We start from the raw sequence: 11,786 nt of genomic DNA, 5'->3' as shown, positions 1-11,786 counted from the left end.
AGTTGACCAAGAAGAGTGAAAGTCACTCCGATTGATAATCGGTTCGCGCCGCCGACCTACGATCGCCTCGAAGTTCCGACAGCGGAGGTGGGCGTTGGCCGTTCCATTCTTCACGCAATCGTCGACGTTCTCGGAATTGTGGCCGGAAACGAGACGGCACATTGTCGACGTGCTGGACCGGGGCAAGTATTCGCACGGCCACAAGGTCGTCGAATTGGAAGAGGCACTAGCCGCGTACACCGGCGCGAAGCACGTGGTGGGCGTGAACAGCGGCACCGACGCGCTGGTGCTCCTGCTGCGCGCGTGCGGCCTGCGCCCAGGTGACGAGGTGGTGGTGCCCGCGTTCTCGTTCGTGGCGTCCGCCTCCGCCGTGGTGCTCGCGGGCGGTCGTCCGGTGTTCGCCGACATCGAGCCGGACGGCTACGGCATCGACCCGGCCGCGCTCGCGGCCGTGGCCACCGAGCGCACCCGGTTCGTGATGCCGGTGCACCTGTTCTGCCAGCCCGCGGACATGACCGGGGTGGGCGAGACGGCCCGCGGGCTGGGTCTGGCCGTGGTGGAGGACAGCGCCGAGGCGATCGGGATGCGGTACGGCGGCACGCACGCGGGGCTGCTCGGCGCGGGCGGGGTGCTGTCGTTCTTCCCCACCAAGACCCTCGGCGCGCTGGGCGACGCGGGCGCGGTCCTCACCGACGACCCGGTCGTCGCCGAGACCGTCGCCGCCCTGCGCCACCACGGGCGGTTCGGTCCCACCGCCGCCCACTTCCCCGCGATCAACACCACCACCGGCGCGGTCGGCGTCAACAGCAAGATGGACGACCTGCAAGCGGCCGTCCTGCTGGCCAAGCTCGACCGCCTGGACGCGGACGTCGAGCGCCGCGCCGTCCTCGCCCACCGCTACACCGAGCTGCTCGCCGACGTGCCGGGCGTGCGGAAGCTGCCCTCGGTGCTGCCGCGCCGCGCCGACGTGCGCGGCGTGTTCTACGTGTACGCGATCGAGGTCGACCGGCGGGACGAACTGGCCGCGCACCTGGCGGCGCGCGGCGTGGGGACCGAGACGTACTACCCGACACCCCTGCACCTGCAACCGTGCTTCGCCGACCTGGGGCACCGGCCGGGTGACTTCCCCCGCGCCGAGGCCGCCTGCCGGGACGCGCTCGCGCTGCCGCTCTACCCGGACCTGCGCGAGGCCGACGTCGCACTGGTGTGCCAGGGGATCCGCGACTTCTACCGGTTCGCGGAGGCGGCGTGACCATCCCGTTCTTCCCACCGGACCTGTTCGAGGACGACCGCGAGACGCTGCTGGACGTGGTCCGGGAGGTGGCGCTCGACCCCGAGCAGCGGTTCATCCTCGGGCACCGCACCGAACGCTTCGAAACCGCCGTCCGCGACTCCGTCGGCGCGGTCGACGCCATCGCCTGCTCCAGCGGCACCTCGGCGTTGACGCTCGTGCTGCGCGCCATGGGCGTGGGCCCCGGCGACGAGGTCGTCGTCCCCGCCTACGGCTGCGCGCCGCTCGCGGCCGCGCCCGCGCTGCTCGGCGCCACACCGGTGTTCGCCGACGTCGACCCGTGGACGATGGTCGTCGACCCGGTCGAGGTGGAGAAGTCCGTCACCGAACGCACCAAGGTCGTCCTGCCCGCGCACATGTTCTCCGTGATGGCCGACATGCCCGCGCTGCGCGCCATCACCGCCGACGTCGGCGCGCGGCTGCTGGAGGACTCCGCCGTCGCACAGGGCGGTGTGCTCGGCGGTCGGGCCGCGGGCACCTGGGGCGACGCGGGTGTCTACTCGTTCGTCCAGGTCAAGACGTTCGGGATGCCCGGCGAGGGCGGCATGGTCGTGACGAACGACCCGGAGCTGGGGCGGGTCGTGCGGATGCTGCGCAACCACGGCCAGGACGGCCGCACCCGGTTCCTGCACCACCGGGTCGGCGTGAACAGCCGCTTCGACGAGGTCATGGCGGCGTTCCAGCTCCGCCGCCTGCCGGGGTTGCCCGCGCGCCTGGAACGGCGGGCCCGCATCGGCGAGTACTACACCGAGTGCTTCACCGACCTGCCCGGCGTCGTGCCGCCGCCACCCGGCCGTGACGGGCGCTGCTTCTACGTGTACTCCCTGCTCGCCGAACGCCGTGACGCGCTGCGCGAGCACCTCGAGTCCCGCGGCGTCGGCTCCCACGTGTACTACCCCGCGCCCCTGCCGCACCAGGCGGCGTTCCGCACCACCGGGCGCGACTGGCCCGCCGCCGAACGCGCCTGCGCGCGGCAGCTCGCCATCCCGATCCACCCCCACCTGACCGACGCCCAAGTCGAGCACATCGCCGACGAGGTGTGCCTGTTCGCCCGGACCTGACACGGAGACGCCATGCAGCGCACCACGTCCGTCGCCACCCGCCGCGCCTACGTCCGGCTGGCCAAGCTCGACATCGTCGACTACTACTTCGGCGTCCTGGTCGTCTGGACGCTGCTGCCCACCGCGCTGCGCCTCGACGGCGGTGTCCTCGCCACCACGGGTCTGTTCCTGCTCGGCGAGGTGTTCGTCATCGCCGCCATGGTGGCGCTGGACGACCTCACCGGCTTCCGCGACGGCAGCGACATCGCCAACTACGCCCCCGACGACCCGAACCGGCGCCGCTACCGCAAACCGCTCGTCGCCGGGACGCTGACCGAGGCCCAGGTGCTGCGGTTCGCGTGGATCACCGGGCTCATCGGCGCCCTGCTGTGGATCGCGGCCATCGCCACCGCGCCACACGCTCCACTGTGGACCGTCGCGGTGATCGGCGTGACCTACTTCTTCGCCGTGCAGTACTCGTGGGGCGTCAAGCTCAGCTACCGCGGGTTCCAGGAGTTCTTCCTCGCCGCACTGGGCTGGGCGCTCGTGCTGGCACCCTACGGACTGGCCACGGGCTCGATCGACGGCAACGTCGTCGTGCAGGCGCTGGTCTTCGGCCTCGGGCCGCTGCTGTTCGGCGTCTACTCCAACACCAACGACGTCAAGGGCGACCGCGAGGTGGGCAGGCTCACCGTCGCCGCGCTCGCCACACCGCGCGGCAACATGCTCTTCATCCTCGCGCTCACGGCCGTGGAGGCGGTGCTGATCGTCGGCGGACCGCTGCTGGGCACGGTGTGGTGGTTCCCGATAGCCCTGCTGCCGACGCTTTTGCTGCGCGTCCGCCAAGTGCGCGTCGCCTTCGGCAAGGGCGACATCCTGCGCGCCCGCCTCCTGGGCATCCGCGTCCACCGCGTCACCGTGGTGGCGCTGGTCGTGGTGAACCTGCTGTGAACGCCGAAGAGGAGGACGTCGTCGTCGGTGCCGGCGTCGCCGGACTGGCCGCCGCGCACGCACTGCGGCTCGCCGGACGTTCGGTGCGCGTGCTGGAGGTGGCCGACGCCGTGGGCGGCCGGATGAGGACGTTGCGCACCAAGGGTTTCCTCGTCGACACCGGGGCCGAGCAGGTGCCCGAACGCGGCTACCCCGCCACGTGGGGCCTGCTCGGGCACCTGGGCGTGGACCGGTCCGCCGTGCCCCGCATCGGCCGCCACCTCGCCGTGTGGCGCGGCGGCCGGGCACGACCGGGCCTCGCCCACCCACTCGGGCTGCTCACCGGGGCGGGCCTGGGACCGCGCGCCCGACTGGACCTGCTGCGGGTGTCGCGCGTGCGCCCGGACTTCGACCACCCGGAACGCGCCGCACTCGGCACGGTCGCCGAGTTCGCCGGGGCCTTCCACCCCGACGTGCTGGACTACCTCTGCCAGCCGGTCGTGTCCGGGTTCTTCGGCTGGCGACCCGAACGGTCGGCCGCGGCGCCGCTGCTCGCACTGCTCGCGGCCGTCGGTCCGGCAAGCACCTGGCGCACCTACCGCGACGGCATGGACACCCTGGCGCGCGTCTTGGCCGCGTCCCTGGACGTCACCACCGGCGTCCGCGTCGACGGCGTGGTGTCCGAGCCCGATTCGGTCCGCGTGCTCTGCGGTGGCGGCGAGATCCGCGCGCGGAGGGTGGTGCTCGCCGTGCCCGCGCCGGTCGCCCGCGCCCTGCACCTCAACGCTCCCGCCCACGACGCGGAGTTCCTCGCCGCCTCCACGTTCACCCCCGTGGTCAAGGCCCACCTCATGCTGTCCACCCGCCCGACGTCGCGCAGCTACGCGATCGTCGTCCCCGCCGCGGAGGACCGGGTGGTGTCCACGCTGATCCTCGACCACGTCAAGCACCCAGGACGGGCGCCCACCGGACGGGGCCTGGTCACCGTGATGGCCAACCCCGCCGTCGCGCCCGACCTGCTAGACGCCACCGACGACGAGGTCGTCGACGTCCTGTCCGGCGCGGCCCAGCGGTTCTTCCCCGGCCTGCGCGCGACCACGACCGGCGCACTGGTCACCCGGTTCCGCCACGGCCTGCCCGAGGCCACCCCGCGCGCGCTGGCCCTGCGCGCCGCCTTCGCCACCCGGCCCGTCGGCGCGGTCGAGTACGCCGGGGACTGGACCGGGCTCGTGCCGTGCGGCGAGGCGGCCGTGCGCTCCGGGCAGCAGGCCGCCGCCCGCCTGCTCGCCACCACCCCCGCCAGGAGGGAACACGCATGAGGCCGCACGACATGGGCACCCTGTTCCACGAGGTCGCCGCCCGCCGCACCCACACCACCGTCGTGCTCGACCGGCCCTTCGACATAGCGCCCGACCGCGGTACCCGGTTCACCGTGCCGCAACTCGCCGACCTCGTGGAGGAGGCCGCGGGCTGGCTGCACGCCGCCGGGGCCTGCCCAGGGGAGCGGGTCGCGGTGGTCAAGCGCAACCACTACGACTACGACCTGCTGGCGTGCGCGGCGATCCGGCTCGGCGCCGTGCCCGCGCTGCTGTCGGGCCACCTGTCCGACGACGCGCTGGAGACGCTGCTCAAGCGATTGGAGCCCGCGGTCCTCGTCACCGACCGACCCGTTCCGGCGCACCACGCCCGCCGCGTGCTGTCCCTCGACGTGCCCGGCGAGGGTGAACTGACGCTCGACGACGTGCGCGGCACCCGTGCCCCCGCACCCCGGCGCAGGCACGACGACGACCCGCTGGTCGTCAACCACACCTCCGGCACCACGGGCACCCCCAAACTGGTCGTCCACACCACGAGCACCATCGTCAACCGGCTCGCCCGGTTCGAGGCGCTGCGCATCCCGGTCGTGGGCACCCGCCGTGACGACGTCGTCGCCAACGCCTCCTCCTACTCGCACGGCCGCACCTTCTGCTGGACCGGCAGCGTGTTCTGCCTCGCACCCCGCAAGATCGTGCTGCTGTCGGACCCCGCCTCGGCGGGAGAGGTGCTCACCGCCCACCCGCCGACCACCGTCGAGGCCCTGCCCTCCGCCTACGTGCGGTGGCGCCCCTTGGCGCACCAGGCGGACAACCCCTTCCGCAACGTTCGCCTGTTCGTCAGCACGTACGACGCCGTGCACCCGCCCGTGGTGCGCGCCCTGCTCCATGCGTCGCGCCGCCGCCGTCCACTGTGGATGCAGGGGTGGGGGCAGACCGAGACCGGGCCGCTGACGTTCCGCTTCCTCACCCGCGCCGCCGTCGACCGCGCCAACCACGCCCGCGACCTCGGCCGCCCACTGCCGGGCAGGACGAGGCTCCAGGTCGTGGACCCCGTGACGTTCCAGCCCGTGCCGCGCGGACGGCCGGGGCTCGTGCTGGCCAGGACCGGAGCCCGTTGCACCGCGTACGTGGGCGAGCAGGACCGTTGGCACGACAAGGAAACCGGCGGCTGGTGGAACACCGGGGACCTCGGGGTCCTCACCCGCGGCGGGACCGTGCTGCTGCTCGACCGCGAGGTCGACACCGTGCCAGGCCTGAGCTGCCTGAAGACGGAGGACGTGATCGAGAACCGGCTGCCCGAGGTGCTGGAGTGCATCGTCCTCGGGGCTCCCGGCAGCCCGCCGCTCCCGGTCGTCGTCACCGCCGACGGGCACCTCGACCCGCTGCGTTGGCGGTCCGCCATCACCGACCTGCCCGTGCTGGCACCCCCGCACGTGACGACCTGGGACGAACTCCCGCGCACCGGCACCGGCAAGGTGCGCCGCCTCGAACTGCTCACCCGCCTCATCGGCCACGCCGACACCCACGGAACCGGACGGTGGACATGACCACGACCCGCGAGGGCTACGTCTTCGACAACCAGAGCCTGCACGCCACCGAGCAGCACCGCTGCCTGGCCGCCGCGTACGACCCGATCACGCTCGCCCGCCTGGAGAGCACCGGCGTCGGCGCGGGGTGGCGGTGCCTGGAGGTCGGCGCGGGCGGCGGCAGCGTGGCCCGCTGGCTCGCCGACCGCGGCGCGTCGGTGCTGGCCACCGACATCAAGCCCGAGCACATCCCGCCCGCCGAGGGTTTGACGGTGCTGCGGCACGACGTCGTCCACGACCCGCTGCCCGCGGCCGAGTTCGACCTCGTCCACGCCCGCCTCGTGCTGCTGCACCTGCCCGAGCGCGAACAGGTGCTGCGCAAGCTCGTCCGCTCCCTCAAACCCGGCGGCGTCCTGCAACTGGACGAGTTCGACCTCGACTACGGACCGGTGCTGCTGGCCGCTCATCCCGAACACGCCACCGCCTACAAGGAGTTCCTGGCCGCCAAGGAGCGCATGTTCGACGCGGCGGGCGCGGACCGCCGCTGGGGCCGCCGCGCCGCCGCGTCGATGGTCGCCGCGGGCCTGGTGGACGTGGACCCGGTTCCGGTGGTGCGGCAGTGGAACGCCGACTCCCCCGGCCTGCGCCTGCTGGCCCACCACACCCACCATCTGCGCGACAAGCTCCTCGCCGCGGGCCTGACCGACACCGGCCTCCGAACCGCCCGCGCCGCGATGACGCACCCCGCTTTCCGCGCCACGTCCTGCGTCTTCTACACCGTCCAGGGCAGGCGCCCCGCATGACCGCCGTCCACGCGCCGACCTGGAGCGGCCCCGTCGACCTCCCGCTGCTCGGGGAACCCGACGTGCAGGCGGCGTGCGGACTGATGCACGTCCACGGCCGTCACCTGGGCCGTCCCGCGCCGCTCGGGATGGACTACGCCCGCGCCGTCGCCGCCGAACTGTCCGCGATCGGGGAGTTCGCCGTCGAACTGGGGCGCACCCGTGGCGTCCCGCTCGCCGGGTGCACCACGTCCGTCGCGCAGGCCGCCCTGCTCTCGATCTCGCAGTACCTCGCCGCCGCGACCGCAGACGAACCCGACGAGTGGCTGCCAGGCGCGGGACCGCCGTTCCGGTCATCCGACGGCGCGGTGTTCGAGGTGGAAGCCCTCGATCCCGGCCCGTGGTCACGGTTCTGGGCCGCGCTGGACGTCCCGGCGCGGGCCGTGGAACGGGGCTGGCGCCCCTTCCTGCACCGCTTCGCCACGGCAACCTGCCCGCTGCCAAACGATTTCGCCGACGCCGCGGCCCGAACCCCGTTCTCCGCCCTGGAAACCACCGCCCGACAGGCGGGCATGACGGTGGTCGTCCGGTCGGGGCGGGTGCTGGACAGCCTGCCCGCCTACCGGATCTCACCCCGTGGACCGGACTGGAGCACCAGCGCCGAGGTCGCACCGGACGGGGAGTTACCGCTGTCCGGGATCGTCGTGCTGGAGTCGTGCAGGCGCGTGCAGGGGCCGCTCGTGGGGCACCTGTTGGGCCTGCTAGGCGCGACCGTCGTGCGCATCGAGCCGCCCGGCGGCGACCCGCTGCGGTGGGTACCGCCGATGGCGGGCGACACGTCCGCCCGGTTCCTCGCCCTGAACCGGGGCAAGTCCGTGGTCGAGATCGACCTGCGCACCGGCCGGGACGAGGTGCTCGACCTCGCCGCGGCGGCGGACGTCTTCGTGCACAACTGGGCGCCGGGCAAAGCCGTCCGCTGGGGCCTGCGGGCCGAGGACTTCCCGTCCGGTCTGGTGTACGCGCACGCCTCCGGGTGGGGCGACGAACTCGGTCCGGAACCGCCGCTGGGCACCGACTTCGTCGTGCAGGCCCACGCGGGCGTGCCCGCCTCGTTGATGACCGTCGTAGATGTGTTCGGCGGCGTGGTCGCCACGCATGCCGTGGTGGACGCGCTGCTGCGCCGTGAACGGAGCGGACGCGGGCAGTCCGTGGCGTCGTCGCTGCTGTCCGCGGCCTCCCGGCTCAACGCACTCACCCGGCACCACGACACGTCCGCGCCCACCGTGCCGGTGTGCACCGACCTCGCGGCGCTGGCGCGCGACCCGCGGTTCGCGCGAGCCCTGATCCGCGACCGGTGCGCGCTGCCCGCCTCTCCCTGGGAGTTCTTCCGATGACGTGGATCTCGCGCAACGGGATCGTGATCACCGACCGGGTGCCGCAGGAGGCGAGGCGCGCCTGGGTCCGCGCCGGCCACTGCCCTGACCGCGACCTGCACTCGCTGTTCCGCGACCGGGTGCGCGACCATCCCGACCGTCCCGCCGTCGTCGACGACCGCGGAACCATTACGTACGCCGAACTGGACGCGCGGGTGCGTGGCCTGGCGGGCGCGCTGGCCGCCCGGCCCGGCGACGTCGTCGGCGTGCGCGTGCCCAACGGCCGCGACGCCGTGGTCGCCGAACTCGCCGTCGCCGCGTGCGGCGCGGTCGCCCTGCCGTTCACCGGCGGTCGGGCCGACGCCCTGAACCTGCTCACCCGCGCCCGAGCCGCGTCGGTGATCACCGACGACGACCTGCCGTGGCCAACCGTGCCACCCCGAGCCCGCGCCGAGGGCTGGCACCCGGTCACCGTCGACCCGGAGTCCCCCGCAAGGCTGCTGGTCTCCTCCGGCTCGGAAGCCGAACCGAAGCTGGTCGCCTACTCCCACAACGCTTTCGCCGGCGGCCGCGGCAACTACCTGCGAGCCGTCCACCAAGACACCCCGGTGTGGCGCGACCTGGTACTCGTACCACTGGCCTCGGCCTACGGCTCGTTCGGCGCCACCATCACCCTGTGCCGCTTCGGCGGAACACTGTTGCTGCACAACAGGTTCGACACCATCGACGCCCTCAGGACCATCACCGAACACCGCCCCACCCACGTGTTCGGCGTACCCACCATGCTGCGCCGCCTGGCCGACCACGCCCCCGACTTCGACACCTCGTCATTACGAGCCGTAGTGTCCAGCGGCGACGTACTACCGGAACACACCCTGCACCAATGCCGAGACCGATTCGGCGTGGACGTAATCAACGTCTACGGCTCCTCCGACGGCGTCAACTGCCACACCACCACACCAGAACACGGCGCAGGCCACCCGGACCCGGCCGTGACCGACATCCGCATCGTCGACGACGAAATCTGCGCCCTGGGCCCCATGACCCCGCTGGACCACATCGGCGGCGGCCCACCACGACTCCCCGGCGGCTGGATCCGCACCGGCGACCAAGGCCGCATGGACGACAACGGCACCCTGCACGTCCTGCGCCGCATCAAACGAGTAATCATCCGCGGCGGCCAAACCATCAGCCCAGCAGAAGTCGAATCCGCCCTGACCACCCACCCCGCCATCGCCGACGCGGCCTGCGTCCCCCTACCAGACCACGACCTGGGCCAACGCCTGTGCGCCTGCATCACCCTCCACCCAAACCACCCACCCCCCAACCTGACCGCACTGACCACATTCCTACTGACCACCCACGACTTCACCCCACACAAACTCCCAGAACACCTACTCGTCCTCCCTCAACTCCCCTTGTCCCACACCGGCAAGGTCTGCCTACGCACCCTCACCAACATCGCCACCACACGACTGACATGAACGCACGCCTGGCGCCGCGGCACCTCGCACGCGCTACGGGCGCGGAGTTCTGGAGCTGGATGGCATGACGTGGGCGGTGGCCACACGACAGCTACGAGTACCTCCCGCAGACACCGACCTCCTGTTCTACGCAACCAGACACGACCACCGTCGCCGCCCTGTTCACGGAGCCCACGGGTAGCTCGCTGTGTCCTCGTCGAACGCGTCGTTCAACTCCGTATCGGTAACCCGATCATCGGGCCGCAGCGAACTCGTCTCCCCGAGCCCCGCAACGTTGAGCACACTCCACACCGCCTGCACCACCGCCGCGTAGCGCGCGTTGGACAGGTCAGCGGGCAGCCGAACTTCCAGGCGCCGGCTGTCGTTCATGCCGCCAGAATGCAGACGAGAAGCGCACAGCGCCAGTCCCCAACTACGGGCTCTTTCACAGGTCAATTGACCCTGGGTCCCCCCTCGTGGCAGATCGAGCACCACGACAACAAGCGTATGGGCACGATGTGGGCGGCCATCACGCCGTAGCGGGCCACGCACAACCAGACCTCGTGGAAATCGATCACGTACGCAACGGAGTCGATCAAGTGGGCGAACCTACAGAGCACCCCGACAACACCCGCCATGACCCACCCGCAGTCACGGGAAGGTTCATGTCCGGGTCTGGACCTTCTCTCTCCTCAAGACGTCCACAGCAGGCTCGAACACCCGACCAACGTGGTCGCTCCGCGCGGAGGGCCGAGCAGGTGAGGTTCGCCCAAGCCGGTTCACGCCAATGGGTGACATTCCTGCGCCGCTCCGGCGAATCACTCGTTCGAGGTAACCGACCACCAATCCAGCTCACCGAGCTCAACATCCGCCGACGGCCGCACGATAGGCGAATCGATTCCAGTGCCCACCCCGCTGCCGTCGACCGCGCGCACGAACCGTTCGAAGATCCGTTCCTGATCAACTTTGCCGATCCCACGACTGGTGACCTCGACAAACAGCACGACGCGACCGTCCACGCCCCACAGGACTGTCACTTTCCGTAGCAGCGCCCTCACCAGCAGGAATGTGAGCATCAACACTCCCCCGTGACTCTACCGTGTTCATTTCGTAACGTGGCGCGCTGTGTGAGCATGCCCTGTCCCCAACGCAAGGTGTTCCCGAATGTCGGGCCGACATAGAACGACGCAGACAGCCAGCCGGAAGCTGCCTATCGCAGTCGCCGCCACCCTCACTGTGGGCTTGGCCGCCACCTTCTGGACCGTCCGCGTTCTAAACCAGCCGGTCGATCCAGCCGGAGCAGCCGCCCACCTGGCCGCCCCGTCGACCTCCGTCAGCCAGGACCTGCGACCCGCCACCACAACAACCTCCGCGCCGCCATCCTCGCAACCTCCGCTGACCACCACAGCGCCTCCGGTAACCACGACCCCGCCGCCAGAGACCACGACAGCACCCGAAACCACCACACCGCCCCCCGCACCGCCCTGTCCGACCACCCTGGACGGAGTCAAACCACATGCGGCGCAGGTAGGTCACCACCTAGCAGGCAAGTTCGGCGTCGACGACATCGGCGGCGCCACCGGCCGCGGCGGCTCCGGCGAACACCCCCTCGGCCTAGCACTGGACTTCATGGTCGACACCACCACCGGCAACACCTTGGCCGACTACGTGCTCGCCAACCGCCAGGCGTTCGGCGTCACCTACGTGATCTGGCGCCAGCGCTACAACGACGGCAGCGGCTGGTCACCGATGGAGGACCGAGGCAGTCCCACGGCCAACCACATGGACCACGTACACGTGTCGTTCCAGCCGACCGCGACCGTCAACGTCACCTGCTGATCTCTTCAAGCGGCACGCCCCCAACAGCAACGGCCCATTGACGCTCGCACCTGGCAGGTGCGCTGGCGCAACGAATGCCAGCGCACTGAAGAGGCGGTGACGCGCCTCGGCTCCTTTGGTGTCACTACCGGCGTGCGAGCGCTTCAACGCAGGTAGTGGTCTACGCGGGGCAGGACAGGGGCGAGGGCTTCGAGGGTGGATTCGGGGTCGCGGAGTATTTCGGGCA

Annotated in this window: 11 protein-coding genes; 9 read left to right on the top strand and 2 right to left on the bottom strand. The window is 71.4% G+C overall.

The genetic code is table 11. The features are described from left to right. The first annotated feature begins 31 nt into the window (after positions 1 to 31). From NZH93_RS20230 to NZH93_RS20195, 8 genes are read left to right on the top strand one after another with little or no spacing between them, the layout of a single operon-like run. The gene (locus NZH93_RS20230; protein ID WP_308214217.1) at positions 32 to 1,252 is read left to right on the top strand and encodes a DegT/DnrJ/EryC1/StrS family aminotransferase; all 1,221 of its coding nucleotides are present in this window, start codon (positions 32 to 34) and stop codon (positions 1,250 to 1,252) included. Further along, entirely contained in the window at positions 1,249 to 2,352 is a 1,104-nt protein-coding gene (locus NZH93_RS20225; RefSeq protein WP_259624700.1) for a DegT/DnrJ/EryC1/StrS family aminotransferase, read from the top strand. The genes NZH93_RS20230 and NZH93_RS20225 overlap by 4 nt, the downstream gene beginning before the upstream one ends. Positions 2,353 to 2,364: 12 nt before the next feature. Further along, positions 2,365 to 3,282 carry a UbiA family prenyltransferase gene (locus NZH93_RS20220; RefSeq protein WP_259624699.1) on the top strand — a complete coding sequence of 306 codons (918 nt, stop codon included), beginning with the start codon at positions 2,365 to 2,367 and terminating at the stop codon, positions 3,280 to 3,282. Further along, positions 3,279 to 4,580, top strand: coding sequence for an FAD-dependent oxidoreductase (locus tag NZH93_RS20215; protein WP_259624698.1), 1,302 nt, complete (start codon positions 3,279 to 3,281; stop codon positions 4,578 to 4,580). Before NZH93_RS20220 ends, NZH93_RS20215 begins: the two co-directional genes overlap by 4 nt. After that, positions 4,577 to 6,124 carry a class I adenylate-forming enzyme family protein gene (locus tag NZH93_RS20210; RefSeq protein ID WP_259624697.1) on the top strand — a complete coding sequence of 516 codons (1,548 nt, stop codon included), beginning with the start codon at positions 4,577 to 4,579 and terminating at the stop codon, positions 6,122 to 6,124. Before NZH93_RS20215 ends, NZH93_RS20210 begins: the two co-directional genes overlap by 4 nt. After that, entirely contained in the window at positions 6,121 to 6,906 is a 786-nt protein-coding gene (locus tag NZH93_RS20205; protein WP_259624696.1) for a class I SAM-dependent methyltransferase, read from the top strand. The genes NZH93_RS20210 and NZH93_RS20205 overlap by 4 nt, the downstream gene beginning before the upstream one ends. Then, complete coding sequence (locus NZH93_RS20200; protein ID WP_259624695.1) at positions 6,903 to 8,279, top strand: CoA transferase; 1,377 nt, start codon at positions 6,903 to 6,905, stop codon at positions 8,277 to 8,279. The genes NZH93_RS20205 and NZH93_RS20200 overlap by 4 nt, the downstream gene beginning before the upstream one ends. Then, on the top strand, positions 8,276 to 9,742 hold the full coding sequence (locus NZH93_RS20195) for a class I adenylate-forming enzyme family protein (protein ID WP_259624694.1): 1,467 nt from the start codon (positions 8,276 to 8,278) through the stop codon (positions 9,740 to 9,742). Before NZH93_RS20200 ends, NZH93_RS20195 begins: the two co-directional genes overlap by 4 nt. A gap of 162 nt (positions 9,743 to 9,904) precedes the next feature. Here NZH93_RS20195 and NZH93_RS20190 read toward each other — a convergent pair whose 3' ends face one another. Together NZH93_RS20190 and NZH93_RS20185 are read right to left on the bottom strand one after the other, a co-directional pair. After that, on the bottom strand, positions 9,905 to 10,111 hold the full coding sequence (locus NZH93_RS20190) for a hypothetical protein (protein ID WP_259624693.1): 207 nt from the start codon (positions 10,109 to 10,111) through the stop codon (positions 9,905 to 9,907). A 428-nt stretch (positions 10,112 to 10,539) separates the two neighbouring features. Continuing rightward, a complete protein-coding gene (locus NZH93_RS20185; protein ID WP_259624692.1) occupies positions 10,540 to 10,797 on the bottom strand; it encodes a histidine kinase in 258 nt (85 codons plus the stop codon). Positions 10,798 to 10,885: 88 nt separating this feature from the next. Between NZH93_RS20185 and NZH93_RS51475 the strand changes: the two genes are divergently transcribed. Further along, positions 10,886 to 11,560, top strand: a complete 675-nt coding sequence (locus tag NZH93_RS51475; RefSeq protein ID WP_259624691.1) for a VldE C-terminal domain-containing protein — start codon at positions 10,886 to 10,888, stop codon at positions 11,558 to 11,560. Positions 11,561 to 11,786: the final 226 nt, after the last annotated feature.

Source organism: Umezawaea endophytica (assembly GCF_025061645.1).
GTDB classification, from domain to species: domain Bacteria; phylum Actinomycetota; class Actinomycetes; order Mycobacteriales; family Pseudonocardiaceae; genus Umezawaea; species Umezawaea endophytica.
Note: the sequence above shows the minus strand (reverse complement) of the source record. Positions and strands in the feature narration are given on the sequence as shown.

What these genes read in the sequence shown, in the direction of transcription:
- NZH93_RS20195 (WP_259624694.1), top strand. Translation starts at nt 8,276, where the DNA reads ATGACGTGGATCTCGCGCAACGGGATCGTGATCACCGACCGGGTGCCG.
- NZH93_RS20205 (WP_259624696.1), top strand. Translation starts at nt 6,121, where the DNA reads ATGACCACGACCCGCGAGGGCTACGTCTTCGACAACCAGAGCCTGCAC.
- NZH93_RS20190 (WP_259624693.1), bottom strand. Translation starts at nt 10,111, where the DNA reads ATGAACGACAGCCGGCGCCTGGAAGTTCGGCTGCCCGCTGACCTGTCC.
- NZH93_RS20200 (WP_259624695.1), top strand. Translation starts at nt 6,903, where the DNA reads ATGACCGCCGTCCACGCGCCGACCTGGAGCGGCCCCGTCGACCTCCCG.
- NZH93_RS20185 (WP_259624692.1), bottom strand. Translation starts at nt 10,797, where the DNA reads ATGCTCACATTCCTGCTGGTGAGGGCGCTGCTACGGAAAGTGACAGTC.
- NZH93_RS20210 (WP_259624697.1), top strand. Translation starts at nt 4,577, where the DNA reads ATGAGGCCGCACGACATGGGCACCCTGTTCCACGAGGTCGCCGCCCGC.
- NZH93_RS20220 (WP_259624699.1), top strand. Translation starts at nt 2,365, where the DNA reads ATGCAGCGCACCACGTCCGTCGCCACCCGCCGCGCCTACGTCCGGCTG.
- NZH93_RS51475 (WP_259624691.1), top strand. Translation starts at nt 10,886, where the DNA reads ATGTCGGGCCGACATAGAACGACGCAGACAGCCAGCCGGAAGCTGCCT.